Origin of the sequence: Streptomyces niveiscabiei (genome assembly GCF_033794345.1) — a bacterium.
Classification (GTDB): domain Bacteria; phylum Actinomycetota; class Actinomycetes; order Streptomycetales; family Streptomycetaceae; genus Streptomyces; species Streptomyces niveiscabiei.
In genome coordinates this window covers 321,774-343,503 of sequence record NZ_JARAYJ010000003.1, presented here as the reverse complement: position 1 = coordinate 343,503, position 21,730 = coordinate 321,774, and the positions used below count along the sequence as shown (strand labels likewise).

Sequence of the window (21,730 nt, the reverse complement as noted above, 5' to 3'; positions counted from 1 at the left end):
GCCCCACCCGGAAACTCAGTGTAGGGAGCGGGCCGCGTCTTGTGACGGGTCTGTGGAAACCCCGTGTGCGCGATTTCCGGCCAGCCACGTCCTGGCGTACGCGACGGCGGCGTCGAGCGGGAACAGCGCCGCCTCCCCGCCCCCGACGCGCCCGCGCCGCACCACCCCCGTGTCGGCCTCGAACGCGGCGCCCAGCTCCCCGAAGTCCCGGTCGTCGTGGGCGACGTCCTCGTACGACACCCAGGTCCGCGCCCCGCCCCGCCGCACCACGCACCGGTACGTCCGCCGCGCCACCCCCGGCACCCGCGCCTCCCCGAGGTGGAAGGCGCTGCACACCTCGAACCCCACGCCGAGCAGCAGGACCTGGGCGCGGGCCGCCTCCAGCCTGGCGAGCGGCGAGCGCTCCCCCAGGTGGCACTCCTCGTCGTGCCCCGCCATCAACTCCCGTGCCCGCGCGCCGATCGCGGCGAACGAGGTCTGCGGATGCGCGCTGCGCACGGCCCGCGCGGACCGGCGTACGGCTTCCGCGAGCCGCCCCATGCCCTGCGAGGCCGTGGTCGCGGGGTCGAACGCGGGCATCCTCGCCCGGTGTTCGGCGATCTGACGCTCCGTCATGCCGAGCGTCTGCCACCGGTACGCCGGTGAGGTGTCGGAGTTCCCGGCGGTGAACGTCGGCACGACGACCGTCCCTTCGGGCCCGACGGCGTCCAGCAGCGCCCGGAGGACCACGCCGGGGTCCATGCCGATCCGGCGCAGCGAGGCGTGCACCAGGACGGTGGCCCCGGTCTCCAGCCGGGCCGGGCCGGCGCTCACCGGGACCGCCGGATGCCGTCGGCGAACCTGCGGCCGAGGGGGGTGAGGGCGGGGTGCTCGGCCAACTCGCCCAGTTGGTCCCGGACTCGGGAGGTGCCGAGGATCTCGTCGGTGGCGGCGCCCGCGTAGGTGTCGGCGAGGAGCGCGCCGATGTGCGGGTCCTCCTCGTCGTACAGTTCGCACACGTCGAGCAGGGCGTCCAGGACGCCGAGGCGGAAGCAGTGCACCAACTGGGCGGCCACGTCGGCGGGTTCGTCGTCGAGGCGGGCGCCGAGCGCGGCCGGGCCCGCGTCGGCGGTGCGGGGCGGTGCGGTGAGGGGGGTGACCGTCCTGACCTCGGCGGCCATCGCGGCGGCGGTGCCGGGCAGGGCGCGGTCGATCAACTCCCAGGCTTTCGTGAGGACTTGCTCCCAGCGGGTGGTGTCGTCGGGGGTGAGGCCGGGGTGCGGGGTGGCGCCGAAGCAGTCGCGGTGGGGGTCGCGGTCGTCGAGGGCGATGTCCAGGCCGCCGCAGCGCAGGCGGAGTCGGGGGGCGGGTGCGACGAGGGCGGCGAGGTGGTCCGGTGAGGCGGTGCCGTCGAGGCAGCCGAGGATCCAGGGGCGGGTGTAGGGGTGGGCCAGGACGGCGGCCAGGGTGTGCGGATCGGCGGCGCGCTGCCGGGCGTCCGTCCACAACGGGCTCGCGGGGTGCGGGAGTTCGGACTCCAGCTCGCCCAGGAGAGCCAGGGTGACCGCCGTTCGGGCTTCGGTGAGGGCGCGGACGGCCGTGCCGTCGTCGGTGCCGTCGGCGAGGGCGTCGAAGCCGGGGACGGGACGGGTGGCGTCCGCGCCGGTACGGGCGGCGAGTCGGTCGACCAGTTCCCTCAAGTCGGCGCAGTACACGGAGGGGTTGTCGAAGCCGGTGCCGTCGGAGCGGTAGCGGTGCGCGAAGAGGCCGCCGCCGCAGGAGCGGACGACCGGGCAGGCGCGGCACTGCTCGCTGAGCCCGGCCAGGCCCTCTCGCCGGGCGGCCAGGCCGGGGTGGCGGGAGACGTCGTCGAAGGAATGCAGGGCGACGTGGTGGCCGGTGGCGGGGGCGCCGTCGTACGCGGTCTTCAGGGAGTCGGCCTGCTCGTAGCCGCCGTCGGTGTCGATCACGACGACGTCCGCCGCGTCCAGGCCCATCGCCTCGGTGTGGCTCGGGCCGCCGCCGAGGGTGCTGACCACGGAGTCGAACAGCCGCACCGGCATGGGGCGGCCCCGCTCGCTCCAGCGGGCGTGGACCGCGAGGAGCCAGTCCGCGTAGGGGGTCGCGCGGCCCTCGGGGCGGTGCGGCGGGGTGTCCCAGGTGGCGTGCGGGAGAAGGAAGTCGATGCGGGGCGGGGTGAGGGCGGCGAGGGCGTCGTAGACGGCGACCGGGTCGTTGCGGACGTCGACCGTGCAGAGGATTCCGGCGTAGAGGTGGGGGTGCTCGTCGAGCAGGGCGAGCGCGGCGAGGACCTTGTCGTGGCTGCTGCGGCCGTCGCGGTAGAGCCGGAAGCGGTCGTTGGCGGCGCGGTCGCCGTCGAGGGAGACGCCGACGCGGACGCCGTACTCGGCGAACAGGTCCAGGTGACGGGTCGTCAACTGGACGCCGTTGGTGTGGATACGGAGGTCGAGTTCGGCAACTCCCCGTAAGGCGCCGGTGAGTTGCTCGCAGACGTGGCGCAGGCGGGGGATTCCGGCGAGCAGGGGCTCGCCTCCGTGGAGGATGACCTGGACGGAGGCGAGCCGGTGCGTTCGCGCGTGTTCCGCGAGCCGCCGGGCGACCCTGGAGACGGTCTCCTCGGCGATCACCCGGGGCTTGACCGACCAGCTCGTGTCCGCGTGCTCGTACACGTAGCAGTGACGGCAGGCGAGGTCGCACCGGCTGTGCACCTTGAGCACGAGCTGGCGCAGCGGGAGGGCGGGTTCGGTCATGGCGGTGCGGTCAGATGGAGGACTGGAAGGTCACCCCCGCGCCTTTGGCGGACCGTGTGGAAGCGAGAGCCCGGCGCACTCCCCTGGCGTTCTTCGGGTCGGCGGGAGCGTCGAGGCGCGGTGCGCCGGAGACCATCGGCTCACGAGCCGTTGACGCGGTGCTTCTTGATGGAGTGGTCACGGTCTGTTCCTAGCGGAGGGGCATTGTGGGGCCACAGCGTAACCGCCTCACGACCCTGCCGGATATCCGAGGGGACTGGCCTTACGCCCATTGGACTACGGCCCGTGAGGCCCCGTGGGGAGCGCGTTCACGGGTCTTCACGCCAGGAACCTGAGCACCCCCTGCACCACGGCCGCCGGCTTCGCGCCCCCCTCGATCTCGAGTGTCCCGTCGACCGTGATCTGCACCCCACCTGCCACATCCGTCACATCGGCGAGCCGCGCGGCGAGGCGGATGCGGGAGCCGGCCTTCACCGGGGCGGGGAAACGCACCTTGTTCAGGCCGTAGTTGACCTTGGTGGTGACGCCCTCGACGTCCAGCAGCCCGGAGAACAGGGGTATGAAGAGTGACAGCGTGAGATAGCCGTGCGCGATCGGCGCCCCGAACGGCCCCGCCGTCGCCTTCTCCACGTCGACGTGGATCCATTGGTGGTCGCCGGTCGCGTCGGCGAACGTGTCGATCCGCCCCTGCGTCACCTCGATCCACTCGCTGGTGCCCAGGTCGCTCCCGGCGAGCTTCTTCAGTTCGTCGAGGCCGTTGACGGTGATGGTCATGACGTTCCTTCGCTGTTGCCGAAACTGTTGCCGTAGCGCTTGCGCACCCGGGACTTGAGGAGTTTTCCGGAGGCGGTGCGCGGGAGTTCGTCCGCGAGCACCACGGACCGGGGGATCTTGTACTTGGCGAGCCGCCCCGCGAGCCCCGCGATGATGGCCTCGGGATCGGGGCTGGCCCCGTCGCGCGGGACGACGACCGCGCGCGGCACCTCGCCCCACTTCGGATCGGCGACGCCGATGACCGCGCACTCGGCGACACCGGGGTGCGTGAGGATCAAGTCCTCTATCTCGGCGGGGTAGATGTTCTCCCCGCCGGAGATGATCATGTCCTTGATCCGGTCGACGATGTGGACGTACCCGTCCTCGTCGACGGTCGCCGCGTCCCCGCTGCGGAACCAGCCGTCGGTGAAGGAGGCCGCGCTCTCCTCGGGCAACCCCCAGTAGCCGGGCATGACATGGGGCCCGCGCACCACCACCTCCCCGGTCTCCCCCACGCCGACCGGCGCCAGGTCCGGCCGGACGACCCGGACATCGCTGAAGAAGTGCGGCACCCCCGCCGAACCGGCCTTGCTGATGGCGTGTTCGGCGTCGAGGAAGAGCGTCCCGGGCGACGCCTCGGTCATCCCGTACCCCTGGAGGAAGGTCAGCCCCCGTTCCTGGTAGGCGGCGATGAGGGGGGTCGGCACGGGCGAGCCGCCGCAGGTGAGCAGCCGCAGGGAGGTCAGGTCGGCGTCGGGCCAGCCGGGGTGACGGGCCATCAGGTCGAACATCGTCGGCACGCCGAACATGAACGTGATCCGGTGCCGGGCGACCAGCGCGAAGGTCGCGTCGGGGTCGAACGCCTCGACCAGGACGCAGGTCCCGCCCTTGAGGAGGACCGGCAGGGTCAGCATGTTGAGACCCGCCGTGTGGAACAACGGGGCGGAGACCAGGGCCCGTTCGTCGGCGATGAGGTCGGTGTCGACGAGGACGTTCACGGCGTTCCAGATGAGGTTGCCGTGGGTGAGCATGGCGCCCTTGGGGCGTCCGGTCGTCCCCGAGGTGTACATGATGACGCAGGTGTCGTCGGCGGTGACGGGTTCGTCGATCGGCTCGAACGGCGCCTGCTCCAGGGCCTGTTCGTACTCCTCGCCGACTTCGAGGTACGTCCGGACGTCGGTGGCGCCGGGGAGTCCGGCGACCAGGCCGGCGTGAGCGGGTGAGTAGATCAGCGTCTTCGCGCCGGAGTCGGCGAGCTGGTAGGCGATCTCCGGTCCTGCGAGGCGGGTGTTGAGCGGGACGAAGACCGCGCCGAGCGTGCCGGCCGCGAACAGGGCCTCCAGGTAGGAGGGGTGGTTCGGGCCGAGGTAGGCGAGCCGGTCACCGCGTCTGAGGCCCCGCGTGCGCAGGGCGTGGGCGAGGCGGGTGGCGCGGTCGTGCAGGGCGGCGTACGAGTACTGCGTGTCGCCGTGGACCAGGGCGGTGCGGTGCGGGGTCTTCCGGGCCCGGCGGGCGGGCCAGGAGCCCAGTCCCTCGTTGCGCATCTGCGGCCCCTCTAGATCGTCAGCAGGCGGGCGGCGTTCTCTTTCAGGATCTTCGGCCTGACCTCGTCCTTGATCGGCAGCTTCGCGAAGTCGGCGAGCCAGCGGTCGGGGGTGAGGACGGGGAAGTCGGAGCCGAAGAGGACCTTGTCCTTCAGCAACGTGTTGGCGTACTGCACCAGTTGGGGCGGGAAATACTTCGGCGACCAGCCCGAGAGGTCGATGTGGACGCCGGGTTTGTGGGTGGCGACCGCGAGCGCCTCGTCCTGCCACGGGAAGGAGGGGTGCGCGAGGATGATCTTCAGGTCGGGGAAGTCGGCCGAGACGTCGTCCACGTGCAGGGGGTTGGAGTACTTGAGGCGGATGCCGCCGCCCCCGGGGACGCCGGCGCCGATGCCGGTCTGGCCCGTGTGGAAGAGGGCGATGCAGCCGGCCTCCTCGATCACCTCGTACAACGCGTAGGCCACCGCGCGGTCGTTGGGGAAGAAGCCCTGGATGCTGGGGTGGAACTTGAACCCCTTCACCCCGTACTCCTCGATGAGCCGCCGGGCCTGCTTCACGCCCGCCTTTCCCCGGAACGGGTCGATCGACGCGAAGGGGATCAGGACGTCGGCGTTCGCGGCGGCGGCCTCGGCGACCTCCTCGTTGGGGACGGGGGCGGTGCCGGTCGCGGACTCCGAGTCGACGGTGAAGATGACGGCGGCCATGCCGCGTTCGCGGTAGTAGGCGGCCGTCTCCTCCAGGGTCGGCTTCCGCTTGCCCTCGACCTTGAAGTAGGCGGCGGAGGCGTCGTGGAGGTCGTCGGCGAGGGAGACGTTGCCCTGGGAGGAGACCTCGGCGTGGGTGTGGACGTCGATGGCGGTGAGGGCGTCGACGTCCATCGCCGGGCGCGCGCTCACGCCTCCCCCGCCTTCGGCGCCGGGATCCCCACCGTCTCCGGCTGGGCCCCGACCGACGTACCCCACGCCTCCGCGAGCGTCTCCGGCGTCCAGCCGCCGTCCGCGTACGCCGCCCGCACCTCCTGCGGATGCGACCACAGCGTCACCTTGTCGCCGCCGATGCCGATCGCCTGCCCGGTGATCCCGCGCGCCGCGTCGGAGGCGAGGAACGGGACGAGCGCCGCGCAGTCCTCGGGCGTCCCGAACCCCTCGCCCTTGCGGAGGAACCCGGGCAGCGGCTCGCCGCGCCTGAGCGCCTCGACGTACGGCGCGAACGCGGGGATCGTCTCGGTCATCGCGGTCGCCGCCACGGGCACGATCGCGTTGACGGTGATGTTCGCGCGGGCCAGCTCCATCGACCAGGTCCGGGCGAACGCGGCGATCCCGGCCTTGGCCGCCGCGTAGTTGGTCTGCCCGAAGTTGCCCCGCTGCCCGGCGGGCGAGCCGACGAGGATCAGCGTCCCGCCCTCGCCGCGCTCCCGCATGTGGACGGCGGCGGCGCGGGCGCAGGTGAAGGTGCCCCGCAGATGCGTGGAGATCACGGCGTCGAAGTCGTCGTCCGTCATCTTCCACAGCACCTTGTCGCGCAGGATCCCGGCGTTGGTGACCAGCACGTCGAGCCGCCCGAACGCCTCGACGGCCCGCCCGACGATCCGCTCGGCGGCCTCGCCGGTCCCGACGGGCACCACCTCGGCGACGGCGGTCCCGCCCGCGTCGGCAATGGACTTCACCGCGCTCTCGGCGGCCTCCTCGTCGACGTCGTTGACCACCACGGACGCGCCGTGGGCGGCCAGCGCGCGGGCGTAGGCGAGTCCGAGGCCACGGCCGGCGCCGGTGACGACGGCGGCCTTGCCGGTGAGATCGATACGGGGCACGGAAGAGTCCCTTCGGTGGGAGCGGGGGGAGCGGCGGGGGCACCGCGCCGGTAGGGGCGGCGTGGAGATAGAAGCTAGGAGCAATGATTGTTGCCGTCAATAGTTGTTGCCGACCTACAGATGGTTCATGCTGGAATCGCACACCACGCACCACCCCGAGCCCGAGGAGCACGCCATCGCCAGCCGGCCCGACACCGCGACCACCCCTCCGATCGACGCGAACGAGCCCTGGATGCGCGGCCTGCACGCCGACACGGGCTATCTGCTGTACCGACTCGGCCTGCGCTCGGGCCAGTTGTTCAACGCGTTCCTCCAGGAGTCCGGCGTGCGCCTGCGCCACTACGCGGTGCTGCGCTACCTCGCGGGCTGCGAGGGCGCCCTGCAACGGGAGTTGAGCGCGCGTCTCGGCTACGACCCGAGCGCGATCGTCGGCCTGGTCGACGACCTGGAGCGGCTCGCGTTCGCCGAGCGCCGCCCCTCCCCCGACGACCGGCGCAGCCGTACCGTCGTGCTCACCGAGGCGGGCCGCGCGTTCCTGCGGGACACGGACGAGGCGGGCCTCAGGGTCACCAACGAGCTGACGGGGCCGCTGACATCGGCCGAGCGCGAGGTGCTGCACGGACTGCTGCTGCGGATGGCCGGCGAGGACCTCGCCTGACCGGTGATCGCCGTGCAGGCCATCGACGGCCGCTCATCGAGCGCCTGACTTCACGGACCGCCCCCAGACACTGCCCAGTTGAGTGAGGCCATGACCGAACGATCCGCGCCCGACCGGCTGTTGTCCGTCCTCGCCGCGTTCGACCACGACCATACGGCGCTGACGCTCACGGACATCAGCCGGCGGGCCGGGCTGACCCTCACCACCGCCCACCGCCTCGTCGGCGCGCTCACCGCGTGGGGCGCGCTGGAGCGGGACGGGTCCGGCGCCTACCACGTCGGCCTGCGCCTCTGGGAGATCGCCGCGCTCTCGCCGCGCGGCCTCGCCCTGCGCCAGATCGCCCTCCCCTATCTGGAGGACCTCTACGAAGCCACCCACGAGAACGTCCAGTTGGCCGTCCGTGACGGTCACGACGTCGTCTACACGGAGTGGCTCAGCGGGCGGTCCTCGGTGGGCGTCCACATCCGGGTGGGCGCGCGCTGGCCGCTCCATGTCACCGGCGTGGGGCTGGTGTTGCTGGCGCACGGCGATGTGGACCTCCAGGAGGCGTACTGCACCGGCGCGTTGAAGTCGTTCACCGACCGCACGATCACCGATCCCACCGCCCTGCGCCGCGTCCTCGCCGAAGTCCGGCGCACGGGCGTGGCGGTGAGCGACCGTCAGGTCACGGACGACGCCCTCTCCGTGGCGGCCCCGGTGCGGGGCCCCGGCTGCGAGGTGGTGGCCGCCGTGTCGGTGGTCGTGCCCCGACAGGGCGCCCAGGTGGGGGTGCTGGCGCCGGCCGTGCGGGTGGCGGCGCGGGGGATATCGCGGGCGCTGGGGTGGCGGCCGGCGTAGTTACATAACCGGCTTCATCGGGTGAACTCGCCTTCCTTGTACGGCAATTCCTCGCTTCAACTCTTGACGGCCCCCGGGGCAGGGTGGACATTGTCGGCACCTTGAGAGCGCTCTCAGCGGCTCTCTCGGCACCCGCACTCCCCACACCCCGTACCCGAGAGGTCCCCCATGACCGCAACCTCCGGTATCCCCGTCCGCAGACGCCGCCGCGCCCTGCTCGCCGTCCTCTCCACGCTCGGCCTCGTCGCCGCCCTCGCGACGGCGGCCACCCTCCCCGCGGGCGCCTCGGCGCCGACCCCGCCGTCGGGGTGGTCCCAGGTCTTCCTCGACGACTTCAACGGCGCCGCCGGAACCGGCGTCAACACCGCGAACTGGCAGTACAGCACCGGCACTTCGTACCCCGGCGGCCCCGCGAACTGGGGTACCGGCGAGGTCGAGACGATGACCAACAGCACCGCGAACGTCTCCCTCGACGGCGGCGGCAACCTCCGCATCACGCCGCTGCGGGACTCCGCCGGAAGGTGGACGTCGGGGCGGATCGAGACGAACCGTACGGACTTCCAGCCCCCGGCGGGCGGCAAGCTGCGCGTCGAGGCGCGCATCCAGATGCCGAACGTCACCGGCACCGCCGCCGAGGGCTACTGGCCCGCCTTCTGGATGCTGGGCGCCCCGTACCGGGGCAACTACCAGAACTGGCCCAGTGTCGGCGAGCTGGACATCATGGAGAACGTCCAGGGCCTCAACCGGGTCTGGGCGACCGTCCATTGCGGCACCAACCCCGGCGGGCCCTGCAACGAGACGACCGGCATCGGCAACAACGTCGCCTGCCCTTCGACCACGTGCCAGTCCGGCTTCCACAACTACACGCTGGAATGGGACCGTTCGGTCACCCCCGAGGCGATCCGCTTCTCCGTCGACGGCGTCACCTTCCATACGGTGACGGCAAACCAGGTGGACGCCACGACTTGGGCCAACGCCACCAACCACGGCTTCTTCATCATCCTGAACGTCGCGATGGGCGGCGCCTTCCCCGACGCGTACGGCGGCGGCCTCGACAGCGGCACCGTGCCGGGCCACCCGATGCTCGTCGACTACGTCCAGGTCCTCCAGTCGAGCGGCGGCGGCACCACGACTCCCCCTCCCTCGGGCTCCCGTGACGCCTACGCCCCCATCCAGGCCGAGTCCTACGACACGCAGTCCGGCACCACCACGGAGACCACCTCCGACACCGGGGGCGGCCAGAACATCGGCTCCCTCGCGAACGGGGACTGGGCGCAGTACAAGAACGTCGCCTTCGGCTCGACCCCGGCGAAGCAGTTCTACGCCCGCGTCGCGAGCGGCGCGCCGTCCGGCGTCAGCGGCCTGGTCGAAGTACGCCTGGACAGCCGGACCTCCACGCCGATCGGCAGCTTCTCCCTGGCGAGCACGGGCAGTTGGCAGACCTGGAGGACCGTCCCCGCCAACATCTCCTCCGTCACCGGCACGCACGACGTGTACCTCACCTTCACGAGCGGCCAGCCGAACGACTTCGTGAACGTCAACTGGTTCGACTTCGGACACTGACCGGCGTCACCCGGACGGGTGAGGCGGGATCGTTTCTCCTGCGGCCATCCGGGTGACGGCCGTCCTGCGGTCGTGTCGGGGCGAACACACTGGCCCTCCGCAGGACGTCCCCCGAGAGAGCGAGTTCATGAAGCATCTCCGCAAGACGCTGGCCGTGGCCGTCGCCGCCACGGCCCTGTGCACCGCGTTCACGACACCCGCCCAGGCCGCGCGAGGCTCCTTCGCCTACTACTACGCGAACGGGGGGTGGCCGCCGGGATCCGACCTGCCCGACCCCCAGGACGATCACTGCTACAACACGTTGGCCGAGGCGAACCACGCGGTCAACCACACCGACCGCCGCGCCATCCTCTACCGGGGCCCGGACTGCCACGCCGACGAGACCGTGACCTTCATGGACCCGGGCACGAACGCCCCCGACCACTTCAGGTCGGTGATGTTCGTGACCTGGTAGGACGGTACGAGGTGTCCGGCCGACGCGAGCCCCGGCCGGGCACCCCTTGACACCCCTTGACACGCTTGGCACCCCTTGGCGCCCGGGAAATCTCGGTCGATCCGGGCCCCCTGACGGATGAATACTGGCTGCCGTCCCAGTCGATCCGGAGGGCCCCGTACACATGACCATGCACGACGACCAGGTGGACGTGACCACCGAGACCGTCGCGGCCCTGATCCGGGAGCAGTTCCCGCAGTGGGGCGACGAGTCGGTCCGCCCCCTGCCGTCGACCGGCACGGTCAACGCCATCTTCCGCATCGGAACCGGCCTCTCCGCACGCTTCCCGCTCCGCCTCACCGGCGCCGCCGAGGCACGGGCGACCCTGGAACGGGAATCCCGGGCGAGCGCCGAACTGGCACAGGTCTCCGGCTTCCCCGTCCCGGAACCCGTCGCCCTCGGCAGACCCGGCGCGGGTTACCCCATGCCCTGGTCGGTCCAGACCTGGCTCCCGGGAACGATCGCCTCCGACGCCGACCCCAGCGGCTCGAACGCCTTCGCCGAAGACCTCGCGGCGTTCATCGGAACCCTGCGGAACGCCGACACCCGGGGCCGCCACTTCACCGGCGACAACCGAGGCGGCCACCTCCCCGACCACGACGCCTGGATGGAGACGTGCTTCAAGGAGAGCGAGTCCCTCCTCGACGTACCCCGCCTACGCCGCCTGTGGTCCCGCCTCCGCGACCTCCCCCGCACCGCCCCCGACGCCATGACCCACGGCGACCTGATCCCCGGCAACGTCCTGGTCACGGCCAACCGCCTCACCGGCGTCCTGGACACCGGCGGCTACGCCCCGGCCGACCCCGCCCTGGACCTGATCAGCGCCTGGCACCTCCTCCAACCAGGCCCCCGGGAAGTCCTCCGCTCCACCCTCTCCTGCGACGACCTGGACTGGGAACGCGGCAGGGCCTGGGCCTTCCAGCAGGCCATGGGCCTCGTCTGGTACTACGCCGAAACCAACCCACCGATGAGCGAACTGGGCCGCCGAACGCTGGACCGCGTCCTGGAGGCACCGGAGTGACGCCGTGTGGCGTGCGCGCCTGACCGCGAGCCAGATCACCGTGCCCTCCCCCGCCCCGCGAGGACGAGGCCGGCGCCGGGTACCCGTGTGACCGATCTCCGCTAACGCAGCTCCGCCCGGAACGCCGCCGGTGTCGTGTCCGTGTGCTGGTGGAAGAACTTCGAGAAGTTGGCGGGGTCGGGGAAGCCGACGGCGGCTCCCACGCGGCCGATGGGGAGGTCCGTGTGGGCCAGCAACCGCTTCGCCTCCAGGATCACCCGCTTGTCGATGAACCCCTTGGGGGTCTCACCGGTCGCGGCGCGGACGGCGCGGACGAGGGTGCGCCGGGAGTAGCCGAGGGCGTCGGCGTACGCGCTGACGCTGTGGTTCGTCGCGAAGTCCCGTTCGACGGCGTCGCGGAAGAGCGTGAACGTCGTGTCCATCCGGCGTTCCGCCTCGGCGGAGCTGGTGGCCGCGAGGTGGGCGAGACGCAGGAGGAACGCGGTCAGGGAGTGCCGCAGCACGGCCGTATGGAGGCTGAGCGGCAGCGTCTCGGCGTCCTCGTACTCGCGGCGGAGGTGCGCGAGGGAACCCCGCAGTGCGGCGAGCCGCTCCGGGTCGGGGCGCAGGAGGGGCGGGAGGTCGTAGCGGTAGAGCCCCGTCGCCTCGACGGTCGCGCGGGGCAGGAACCCCGGCTGCATCGCGAGGACGGTCCCCCGGTAGTCGGGGACGCGGGAGAAGCGGTGGACCTGGCCGGGCCGGATCCACAGGATGTCCCCGGCGTGCGCCTCGTACTCGGTGAAGTCGACCATGTGCCGTACCGGCCCGTCGTCGAACAGCAGGACGACGTGGAAGTCGATGCGGTGGACCCGGTCGAGGCGGGCCTCGGCGGCGTGCCAGGCGCGCCCGGCGTTCATGGGCCCGACCTGCATGCCCACCCCGGCGACGCTGAGGTCGGCGGGGAAGGGGAACGTTCGGATTCCGGCCACCGGCCCGTCACCCTCGCCGCCTTGGATGGTTCTGTCCGCCATGTCCCGCTCGCGCCGCCTCGTTCGTGATCTCCGTGTCCCACTTTCACCACAGGCTGACACACACAGCCCTTCCGCAGTAAAAGTCCGACTTTTAGCTTTGGACGCGTAACGGCCGTGTTACCGGTCGCACAAGTGACTTCTTGAAGAGGGATCTCTGACGATGAGCGCGCAGACACCCAAGGCCCTGGAGTGGACCGACCTCGACCGCCGCGCCGTGGACACCGCCCGCGTGCTCGCGGCGGACGCGGTGCAGAAGGTCGGCAACGGCCACCCGGGCACGGCGATGAGCCTGGCCCCGGTCGCGTACACGATCTTTCAGAAGGTGATGCGGCACGACCCGGCGGACCCGGAGTGGACGGGCCGCGACCGCTTCGTGCTGTCCCCGGGCCACACCTCGCTGACCCTCTACACCCAGCTCTTCCTTGCCGGATACGAACTCGAACTCGACGACCTCAAGTCGTTCCGCACGCACGGCTCGAAGACCCCGGGCCACCCGGAGTACGGCCACACGGCGGGCGTCGAGACCACCACCGGCCCCCTCGGCCAGGGCGTCGCGAACGCGGTCGGCATGGCGATGGCGGCCCGCTACGAGCGCGGCCTCTTCGACCCGGAGGCCCCCGAGGGCACCTCCCCCTTCGACCACACGATCTGGGCGATCGTCTCGGACGGCGACCTGGAGGAGGGCGTCTCCGCCGAGGCGTCCTCCCTCGCCGGCCACCAGAAGCTCGGCAACCTCGTCTTCGTCTACGACGACAACCACATCTCGATCGAGGGCGACACGGCGACGGCGTTCTCCGAGGACGTCCTGAAGCGGTACGAGGCGTACGGCTGGCACACCCAGCGCGTGGCGCCGACCGACGAGGGCGACGTCGATGTCCCCGCCCTGTACACGGCGTTGAAGGCGGCCCAGGCCGAGACCGGCCGCCCCTCGATCATCGCCCTGCGTACGATCATCGCGTGGCCCGCCCCCAACGCCCGCGACACGGAAGCCTCGCACGGCTCCGCGCTCGGCGCCGACGAGGTCGCCGCGACCAAGCGCCTGCTCGGCTTCGACCCCTCGCTCTCCTTCGAGGTGGCCCCCGAGGTCCTCGCCCACAGCCGCCGGGCCCTCGACCGGGGCGCCGAGGCGCACGCCGCCTGGGACAAGCGGATCGCGGAGTGGCGCACGCAACTCCCGGAGCGCGCCGCCCTGTTCGACCGGGTCGTGGCGGGTCAGCTCCCCGAGGGCTGGCAGGACGCGCTGCCGGTGTTCGAGGAGGGCACGTCGGTCGCGACCCGCGCCGCCTCCGGCAAGGTCCTCCAGGCGCTGGGCCCGGTCGTCCCCGAACTCTGGGGCGGCTCGGCCGACTTGGCGGGCTCGAACAACACGACCATCGACAAGGCGAGTTCGTTCCTCCCCAAGGGCAACCCGCTCCCGGAGGCCGACCCGTACGGCCGGACCGTGCACTTCGGCATCCGCGAGTTCTCGATGGCCGCCGAGATGAACGGCATCGCCCTGCACGGCAACACCCGTATCTACGGCGGCACGTTCCTCGTCTTCTCCGACTACATGCGCAACGCGGTCCGCATGTCCGCGCTGATGCAGCTCCCGGTGACGTACGTGTGGACGCACGACTCGGTGGGCCTCGGCGAGGACGGCCCGACCCATCAGCCGGTCGAGCACCTGGCCTCGCTGCGCGCGATCCCGGGCCTGAACGTCGTCCGCCCCGCCGACGCCAACGAGACGTCGATCGCCTGGGCGGAGATCCTCAAGCGCCACTCCACCCACCCGGCCCCGCACGGGCTCGCCCTGACCCGCCAGGGAGTTCCGACGTACGCGCCCAACCCCGATGCGGCGAAGGGCGGTTACATCCTCGCCGAGGCGAGCGGCACTCCGGAGGTCGTCCTGATCGCGACCGGCTCCGAGGTCCAGCTCGCCGTCGCGGCAAGGGAGTTGCTGGAGGCCGAGGGCACGCCCACCCGCGTGGTCTCGATGCCGTCGGTGGAGTGGTTCGAGGAGCAGACCCCGGAGTACAAGCAGGCCGTGCTCCCCGCCGACGTCAAGGCCCGTGTCGCCGTAGAAGCCGGCATCGGCCTGACCTGGTACCGGTACGTCGGCGACGCCGGACGCATCGTGTCGCTGGAGCACTTCGGTGCCTCCGCCGACGCTAAGACCCTGTTCACCGAGTTCGGCTTCACCGCAGAGAACGTCGCCGCAGCCGCGAGGGAATCCCTCGCCGCCGCGCGTGGTTGATCGGAACGCCAGAAAGAAGATGATCGAAGTGACCGCAACACCCCTGGAACGCCTGAGCCTTGAGGGCGTCTCCATCTGGCTGGACGACCTCTCGCGGAAGCGTCTGACGTCCGGCAACCTGGCCGAGCTGATCGCCACGCAGCACGTCGTCGGCGTCACCACCAACCCCTCGATCTTCCAGGCCGCGATCGGCTCCGGCGAGGGTTACGAGGAGCAGCTCACCGACCTCGCCGTACGCGGTGTCACGGTCGACGAGGCCGTACGGATGATGACGACGGCCGACGTACGGGACGCGGCGGACGTGCTGCGGCCGGTGTACGAGGCGAGCGGCGGCCGGGACGGCCGGGTCTCGATCGAGGTCGACCCGCGTCTGGCGCACGAGACGGCGGCGACCGTCGCCGAGGCGAAGCAGTTGTTCTGGCTGGTGGACCGGCCGAACGTGATGATCAAGATCCCGGCGACGAAGGCGGGCCTCCCGGCGATCACGGAGGTCGTGGGCCTCGGGATCAGCGTGAACGTGACGCTGATCTTCTCCCTGGAGCGGTACGCCGAGGTCATGGACGCCTACCTCGCCGGTCTGGAGAAGGCGCGCGCGGCCGGTCTCGACCTGTCGACGATCCACTCGGTGGCCTCCTTCTTCGTCTCCCGCGTCGACTCCGACATCGACAGGCAGCTCACGGCGCTGGGCACCGAAGAGGCCCTCGCCCTGAAGGGGAAGGCGGCGCTCGCGAACGCGCGGCTGGCCTTCGAGGCGTACGAGAAGGTCTTCGCCTCCGAGCGGTTCGCGGCCCTCCAGAGCGCGGGCGCGCACCGCCAGCGTCCGCTGTGGGCTTCGACCGGCGTGAAGGATCCTGCTTACAAGGACACCCTGTACGTGGACGAACTGGTCGCGCCCGGCACGGTCAACACCATGCCGCAGGCCACACTGGACGCGGTCGCCGACCACGGGGTCGTCACCGGTGACACGGTCACGGGCGGGTACGAGGCGGCCCGCGCCGACCTGGATTCGGTGGCGGCGCTGGGTGTGTCGTACGACGAGGTGGTCACCCGACTGGAGCAGGAGGGTGTCGAGAAGTTCGCGGTCGCGTGGGAGGACCTGCTGAGCGCGGTCGAGAAGTCGCTGAAGAGCAAGGGAAGCAAGGGAGCGGACTCGGAATGAACGCCGTGGACACTGTGGCCGACTGGGAGAACCCGCTGCGGGACCCCCGGGACCGGCGGCTGCCGAGGATCGCGGGGCCGTCCGGGCTGGTGATCTTCGGGGTGACGGGTGACCTGTCGCGCAAGAAGCTGATGCCGGCCGTCTACGACCTCGCCAACCGCGGGATGCTCCCGCCGGGCTTCTCGCTCGTCGGGTTCGCCCGCCGGGACTGGGAGGACCAGGACTTCGCGCAGGTCGTGCACGACTCGGTGCGCGAGCACGCGCGTACGCCGTTCCGCGAGGAGGTGTGGCAGCAGCTCGCGGAGGGCATGCGGTTCATCCCCGGGGCCTTCGACGACGACACCGCGTTCAAGCAGCTGCGGCAGACCGTCGACGAGCTGGACGCGGCGCGGGGTACGAGCGGCAACTACGCCTTCTACCTCTCCGTACCGCCGAAGTTCTTCCCCGAGGTCGTCCAGCAGCTGAAGAAGCACGGGCTCGCGACCCCGCCGGAGGGTTCCTGGCGGCGGGCGGTCATCGAGAAGCCGTTCGGGCACGACCTGGCGTCGGCCGAGGAGCTGAACCGGATCGTGCACGACGTGTTCGACCCGGACCAGGTCTTCCGGATCGACCACTACCTGGGCAAGGAGACCGTCCAGAACATCCTGGCGCTGCGGTTCGCGAACCAGATGTTCGAGCCGATCTGGAACCGGTCGTACGTCGACCACGTGCAGATCACGATGGCCGAGGACATCGGCATCGGCGGGCGCGCCGGGTACTACGACGGCATCGGCTCGGCCCGTGACGTCATCCAGAACCACCTGCTCCAGCTGATGGCGCTGACCGCGATGGAGGAGCCGGCCGCGTTCGACGCGGCCTCGCTGCTCACCGAGAAGCTGAAGGTCCTCAAGGCCGTGAAGCTCCCGGAGAACATCGGCGAGCACACCGTGCGCGGCCAGTACGCCGAGGGCTGGCAGGGCGGCGAGAAGGTCAGCGGCTACCTCCAGGAGGACGGCATCGACCCGGCCTCCACGACGGACACGTACGCCGCGATCAAGCTGAACGTCGACAACCGCCGCTGGGCCGGGGTCCCGTTCTACCTGCGCACCGGGAAGCGCCTGGGCCGCCGCGTCACCGAGATCGCGGTCGTCTTCCAGACGGCACCGCACTCGCCGTTCGACTCCACCGCCACGGAGGAGCTGGGCTCCAACGCGATCGTGATCCGGGTCCAGCCCGACGAGGGCATGACGGTACGGTTCGGGTCGAAGGTCCCGGGTACCTCGATGGAGATCCGGGACGTCACGATGGACTTCGCGTACGGCGAATCCTTCACGGAGTCCAGCCCCGAGGCGTACGAAAGGCTGATCCTGGACGTGCTGCTCGGTGACGCCAACCTCTTCCCCCGCCACCAGGAAGTGGAAGAGTCCTGGAAGATCCTCGACCCGATCGAGGACCACTGGGCGACGCACGGGAAGCCCGCCCAGTACGCGTCCGGCAGCTGGGGCCCCCAGGAAGCCGACGAGATGCTCGCACGAGACGGACGGAGCTGGCGCAGGCCATGAAGATCGACCTCACCGACACCACGGCAAGCAAGATCAACAAGGCGCTGGTGCAGGGTCGCCGCGCCATCGGCACCCCCGCCGTGGGGATGGTCCTGACGATGGTCATCGTCACGGACGAAGAGAACGCCTACGACGCGATCAAGGCGGCCGAGGAGGCCTCGCACGAGCACCCCTCGCGCACCCTGGTCGTCATCAAGCGCCAGGCCCGCACCCCGCGCGAGCGCACCCAGTCCCGGCTCGACGCCGAGGTCCGGGTGGGCTCCGAGGCGGGCGCCGGCGAGACCGTCGTGCTGCGCACCTACGGCGAGGTGTCCGACCACGCCGACTCGGTGGTCCTGCCGCTGCTGCTGCCGGACGCGCCGGTCGTCGTCTGGTGGCCGGTCGACGCCCCCGACAACCCCTCGAAGGACCCGCTGGGCGCGCTCGCGCAGCGCAGGATCACCGACCTGTACGCCGTCGAGAACCCCCTCCAGACGCTGTCCACGCGCGTGAAGTCGTACGCCCCCGGCGACACCGACCTCGCCTGGACCCGCCTGACGCCCTGGCGCTCGATGCTCGCGGCGGCCCTCGACCAGGCCCGGGTGCCGATCGTCTCCGGCGCCGTCGAGGCCGAGGCCGACAACCCGGCGGCAGAGCTGCTGGCCCGCTGGCTTGAGGCGCGCCTCAAGGTCACGATCGACCGCGTGGTCACCGCGGGGCCGGTCGTCACGGCCGTCCGGCTCGGCACCGCCGACGGCGAGGTCGTCATCGACCGTCCCGAGGGCCCCCTCGCGACGCTGTCGCTGCCGGGCCAGCCGTCCCGCACCCTCGCGCTGAAGGTGCGCACCACCTCCGAACTCATCGCCGAGGAACTGCGTCGCCTCGACGCGGACGAGATGTACGCCGTCGCCCTGCGCGGCGAGGGCACCAAGGAGATCCCCGCACATGTCTGAGACCCCTCTGCTCACCGAACGGCCCGAGTGGGACGCGCTGTTGGCGCACTCGGCTCAACGGCCCGGGTTGCGTGAGCTGTTCGCCGCCGACCCCGGGCGCGCCGAGCGGTACGTCGTCCGGGTGGGCGATCTGCGGATCGACTACTCGAAGCACCTCGTCACCGACGAGACGCTCGCCCTGCTGCGTGAACTCGCTCTCGCGACCGACGTGTTCGGGCTGCGGGACGCGATGTTCCGGGGCGAGAAGATCAACATCACGGAGCAGCGGGCGGTGCTGCACACCGCGCTGCGGGCGCCGCGCGGTGCGGTGATCGAGGTCGACGGGGAGAACGTCGTACCGGCCGTGCACGCGGTGCTCGACAAGATGGCCGCGTTCGCTTCTCAGGTGCGGTCGGGCGAGTGGGTCGGGCACACCGGCAAGCGCATCCGCAACGTCGTCAACATCGGCATCGGCGGCTCGGATCTCGGTCCCGCGATGGCGTACGAGGCGCTGCGGGCGTTCACCTCACGGGACCTGACCTTCCGGTTCGTGTCCAACGTGGACGGCTCCGACCTGCACGAGGCCGTGCGGGACCTCGACCCCGAGGAGACGCTGTTCATCGTCGCCTCGAAGACGTTCACCACGATCGAGACGATCACCAACGCCACTTCGGCGCGATCCTGGCTGCTCAGGGGCCTGGACGGCGACGAGAAGGCGGTCGCGAAGCACTTCGTGGCGCTGTCGACGAACGCCGAGAAGGTCGCGGACTTCGGGATCGACACGGCGAACATGTTCGAGTTCTGGGACTGGGTCGGCGGGCGCTACTCGTACGACTCCGCGATCGGGCTCTCGCTGATGATCGCGATCGGCCCGGACGGGTTCCGGGAGATGCTCGACGGGTTCCACCTGGTCGACGAGCACTTCCGGACGGCGCCCGCCGAGGCCAACGCGCCGCTGATCCTGGGCCTGTTGGGGGTCTGGTACGGGAACGTGCTGGGCGCGCAGTCGCACGCGGTGCTGCCGTACTCGCACTATCTCTCCAAGTTCACCGCCTACTTGCAGCAGCTGGACATGGAGTCCAACGGCAAGTCCGTTGACCGCGAGGGCCGTTCGGTGTCCTGGCAGACCGGTCCCGTGGTGTGGGGCACGCCCGGCACCAACGGGCAGCACGCGTACTACCAGTTGATCCACCAGGGCACGAAGCTGATCCCGGCCGACCTGCTCGGGTTCGCGCGTCCGGTCGGCGAGCTGAGCGACGAACTCAAGGCGCAGCACGACCTGTTGATGGCCAACCTGTTCGCGCAGGGACAGGCGCTGGCGTTCGGCAAGACGGCCGACGAGGTCCGCGCGGAGGGCGTCCCGGAGGAGCAGGTCGCGCACCGCACCTTCCAGGGGAACCACCCCACGACGACGATCCTCGCCGGTGAGCTGTCGCCGTCCGTGCTGGGCCAGCTCATCGCGCTGTACGAGCACAAGGTGTTCGTCCAGGGCGCGATCTGGAACATCGACTCCTTCGACCAGTGGGGTGTGGAGCTGGGCAAGGTCCTCGCCAAGCGCGTGGAGCCGGCCCTCACCGAGGGCGCCGACGTGCCCGGACTCGACGCCTCCACGGCCGCGCTCGTCGCCGCCTACCGTGAACTCAAGGATGTGAAGTAGCCATGCAGCTCGGACTGATCGGTCTCGGCAAGATGGGCGGCAACATGCGCGAGCGCATCCGCCGCGCGGGCCACACCGTCGTCGGGTACGACCGCAACCCCGAACTCTCCGATGTGGCAAGCCTGTCGGAGCTGGTGGAGAAGCTCGAAGCGCCGCGCGTGGTCTGGGTGATGGTCCCGGCCGGCGGCCCCACGCAGTCCGTCGTGGACGAGCTGAGCGACCTCCTGGAGGCCGGTGACACGGTCGTCGACGGCGGCAACTCCCGCTGGACCGAGGACGAGAAGCACGCGGAGGAGCTGGGCGCCAAGGGCATCGGCTTCGTCGACGCGGGCGTCTCCGGCGGCGTGTGGGGTCTCCAGAACGGTTACGCCCTGATGGTCGGCGGCGACGCCGAGCACATCGCGAAGGTGCAGCCGGTCTTCGACGCCCTCAAGCCCGAGGGGCCGTACGGGTACGTCCACGCCGGCAAGGTCGGCGCCGGGCACTTCTCCAAGATGGTCCACAACGGCATCGAGTACGCCATGATGCAGGCGTACGCGGAGGGCTGGGAGCTGCTGGAGAAGGTCGACTCCGTCACCGACGTGCGCGAGGTCTTCCGGTCCTGGCAGGAAGGGACCGTCATCCGGTCCTGGCTGCTCGACCTCGCGGTCAACGCCCTCGACGAGGACGAGCACCTCGACAAGCTGCGCGGGTACGCCGAGGACTCCGGCGAGGGGCGGTGGACGGTCGAGGCCGCCATCGACCACGCCGTACCGCTCCCGGCGATCACGGCGTCCCTCTTCGCGCGGTTCTCGTCCCGGCAGGACGACTCGCCGCAGATGAAGATGATCTCGGCGCTGCGCAACCAGTTCGGCGGGCACGCCGTCGAGAGCAAGTAGGTCCGGCCATGGGGGACTTGTTCCTGGTCCGCCATGGAGAGACGGAGTGGAGCGCGTCGGGCCGGCACACCAGCTGGACCGACCTGCCCCTCACCGACCAGGGTGAGCAGCAGGCCAAGTCGCTCGCCCCGCTCCTCTCCGGCCGCACCTTCGCCCTCGCGCTGACCAGCCCGCTGGCCCGCGCCGTCCGCACCGCCGAACTCGCCGGAATCACCGGCGCGTCCACCGAACCCGACCTGCACGAGTGGGACTACGGCGGCTACGAGGGCATCACCACCATCGACATCCACAAGACCCGCCCCGACTGGTACCTGTGGACCGACGGGGTCCCGCCCGGTCCCGAGGGGCACCCCGGGGAGTCGCCGGAGGAGATCGGTTCCCGCGCGGACCGGGTCCTGTCACGCGTCGTCCCCGCCCTGGAGGAGGGTGACGTGATCCTGGTCGCCCACGCCCACTTCCTGCGCGTCCTGACAGCCCGACGACTGGGGCTGCCCGCCTCCGAGGGACGGTTGTTCCAGTTGGCGACGGGGACGGTGAGCCGGTTGTCGGTGGAGCACGGGTGGCCGGCGATCGCGGAGTGGAACACGCGGGCTTGAGGGGGTGGTGCGGCGGGCGCGGCCGGGTGAGCGGGGTTGGCATTCGGCGGGCGGGGTACGACGCGCGGCCGGGGTGAGCACGGTCGGCGTTCGGCACGCGGGGCACGACGCGCGCGGCCGAGTGCAGCAGGCAGGGTGCGGCACGCGGCCGGGTGAGCGGGGTTGGCATTCGGCGGGCGGGGTACGGCGCGCGGCCGGGGTGAGCACGGTCGGCGTTCAGCGGGCGGGTGCGGCTGGCGGAGGCGGCGCGCGGTGATGGCGCCGAACCCCGGCGGCTGCCACCCCGGTAGTTCGCCCCCTCGCGACCCGCAGCCGC

Annotated in this window: 19 protein-coding genes; 12 read left to right on the top strand and 7 right to left on the bottom strand. The window is 71.2% G+C overall.

All coding sequences use genetic code 11. The features are described 5' to 3' along the window. Positions 1 to 15 precede the first annotated feature (15 nt). The 6 genes from PV682_RS05895 to PV682_RS05870 form a co-directional block, all read right to left on the bottom strand. Entirely contained in the window at positions 16 to 813 is a 798-nt protein-coding gene (locus PV682_RS05895; protein ID WP_319724703.1) for an aminoglycoside N(3)-acetyltransferase, read from the bottom strand. Continuing rightward, a complete protein-coding gene (locus PV682_RS05890; protein WP_319724701.1) occupies positions 810 to 2,750 on the bottom strand; it encodes an FxsB family cyclophane-forming radical SAM/SPASM peptide maturase in 1,941 nt (646 codons plus the stop codon). Before PV682_RS05890 ends, PV682_RS05895 begins: the two co-directional genes overlap by 4 nt. Positions 2,751 to 3,068: 318 nt before the next feature. After that, the gene (locus tag PV682_RS05885) at positions 3,069 to 3,524 is read right to left on the bottom strand and encodes a MaoC family dehydratase (RefSeq protein WP_319724699.1); all 456 of its coding nucleotides are present in this window, start codon (positions 3,522 to 3,524) and stop codon (positions 3,069 to 3,071) included. After that, on the bottom strand, positions 3,521 to 5,047 hold the full coding sequence (locus tag PV682_RS05880) for an acyl-CoA synthetase (protein ID WP_319724697.1): 1,527 nt from the start codon (positions 5,045 to 5,047) through the stop codon (positions 3,521 to 3,523). Before PV682_RS05880 ends, PV682_RS05885 begins: the two co-directional genes overlap by 4 nt. An 11-nt stretch (positions 5,048 to 5,058) precedes the next feature. Then, positions 5,059 to 5,925 (bottom strand): amidohydrolase family protein, encoded by an 867-nt coding sequence (locus tag PV682_RS05875; RefSeq protein WP_319724871.1) that lies wholly within the window; start codon positions 5,923 to 5,925, stop codon positions 5,059 to 5,061. 14 nt (positions 5,926 to 5,939) lie between these two features. After that, entirely contained in the window at positions 5,940 to 6,857 is a 918-nt protein-coding gene (locus PV682_RS05870; RefSeq protein ID WP_319724695.1) for an SDR family NAD(P)-dependent oxidoreductase, read from the bottom strand. Positions 6,858 to 7,089: 232 nt separating this feature from the next. Between PV682_RS05870 and PV682_RS05865 the strand changes: the two genes are divergently transcribed. The 5 genes from PV682_RS05865 (at position 7,090) to PV682_RS05845 (ending at position 11,429) form a co-directional block, all read left to right on the top strand. Continuing rightward, the gene (locus PV682_RS05865) at positions 7,090 to 7,515 is read left to right on the top strand and encodes a MarR family winged helix-turn-helix transcriptional regulator (protein WP_109362089.1); all 426 of its coding nucleotides are present in this window, start codon (positions 7,090 to 7,092) and stop codon (positions 7,513 to 7,515) included. Between the two features lie 90 nt (positions 7,516 to 7,605). Continuing rightward, positions 7,606 to 8,352 carry an IclR family transcriptional regulator gene (locus PV682_RS05860; protein WP_319724693.1) on the top strand — a complete coding sequence of 249 codons (747 nt, stop codon included), beginning with the start codon at positions 7,606 to 7,608 and terminating at the stop codon, positions 8,350 to 8,352. A 168-nt stretch (positions 8,353 to 8,520) separates the two neighbouring features. Beyond that, positions 8,521 to 9,915 carry a glycoside hydrolase family 16 protein gene (locus tag PV682_RS05855; protein ID WP_319724691.1) on the top strand — a complete coding sequence of 465 codons (1,395 nt, stop codon included), beginning with the start codon at positions 8,521 to 8,523 and terminating at the stop codon, positions 9,913 to 9,915. A gap of 127 nt (positions 9,916 to 10,042) precedes the next feature. Next, entirely contained in the window at positions 10,043 to 10,369 is a 327-nt protein-coding gene (locus tag PV682_RS05850; RefSeq protein WP_319724690.1) for a hypothetical protein, read from the top strand. A 163-nt stretch (positions 10,370 to 10,532) separates the two neighbouring features. Further along, positions 10,533 to 11,429: an aminoglycoside phosphotransferase family protein gene (locus PV682_RS05845; RefSeq protein WP_319724688.1), complete on the top strand. Its 897-nt coding sequence runs from the start codon at positions 10,533 to 10,535 to the stop codon at positions 11,427 to 11,429. A 101-nt stretch (positions 11,430 to 11,530) separates the two neighbouring features. Here PV682_RS05845 and PV682_RS05840 read toward each other — a convergent pair whose 3' ends face one another. Beyond that, positions 11,531 to 12,439: a helix-turn-helix domain-containing protein gene (locus PV682_RS05840; RefSeq protein ID WP_319724686.1), complete on the bottom strand. Its 909-nt coding sequence runs from the start codon at positions 12,437 to 12,439 to the stop codon at positions 11,531 to 11,533. A 160-nt stretch (positions 12,440 to 12,599) separates the two neighbouring features. Between PV682_RS05840 and tkt the strand changes: the two genes are divergently transcribed. From tkt to PV682_RS05805, 7 genes are read left to right on the top strand one after another with little or no spacing between them, the layout of a single operon-like run. After that, entirely contained in the window at positions 12,600 to 14,672 is a 2,073-nt protein-coding gene (tkt, locus tag PV682_RS05835; RefSeq protein WP_319724684.1) for a transketolase, read from the top strand. 19 nt (positions 14,673 to 14,691) lie between these two features. After that, positions 14,692 to 15,831 carry a transaldolase gene (gene tal / locus PV682_RS05830; protein ID WP_319724682.1) on the top strand — a complete coding sequence of 380 codons (1,140 nt, stop codon included), beginning with the start codon at positions 14,692 to 14,694 and terminating at the stop codon, positions 15,829 to 15,831. Next, the gene (gene zwf / locus PV682_RS05825) at positions 15,828 to 17,372 is read left to right on the top strand and encodes a glucose-6-phosphate dehydrogenase (RefSeq protein WP_319724680.1); all 1,545 of its coding nucleotides are present in this window, start codon (positions 15,828 to 15,830) and stop codon (positions 17,370 to 17,372) included. Before tal ends, zwf begins: the two co-directional genes overlap by 4 nt. Next, positions 17,369 to 18,304 carry a glucose-6-phosphate dehydrogenase assembly protein OpcA gene (opcA, locus tag PV682_RS05820; RefSeq protein WP_055722106.1) on the top strand — a complete coding sequence of 312 codons (936 nt, stop codon included), beginning with the start codon at positions 17,369 to 17,371 and terminating at the stop codon, positions 18,302 to 18,304. The genes zwf and opcA overlap by 4 nt, the downstream gene beginning before the upstream one ends. Next, on the top strand, positions 18,297 to 19,940 hold the full coding sequence (gene pgi / locus PV682_RS05815; RefSeq protein ID WP_319724677.1) for a glucose-6-phosphate isomerase: 1,644 nt from the start codon (positions 18,297 to 18,299) through the stop codon (positions 19,938 to 19,940). The genes opcA and pgi overlap by 8 nt, the downstream gene beginning before the upstream one ends. A gap of 2 nt (positions 19,941 to 19,942) precedes the next feature. Next, a complete protein-coding gene (gene gnd / locus PV682_RS05810) occupies positions 19,943 to 20,818 on the top strand; it encodes a phosphogluconate dehydrogenase (NAD(+)-dependent, decarboxylating) (RefSeq protein WP_319724675.1) in 876 nt (291 codons plus the stop codon). An 8-nt stretch (positions 20,819 to 20,826) separates the two neighbouring features. Further along, the gene (locus PV682_RS05805) at positions 20,827 to 21,414 is read left to right on the top strand and encodes a histidine phosphatase family protein (RefSeq protein WP_319724673.1); all 588 of its coding nucleotides are present in this window, start codon (positions 20,827 to 20,829) and stop codon (positions 21,412 to 21,414) included. Positions 21,415 to 21,730: the final 316 nt, after the last annotated feature.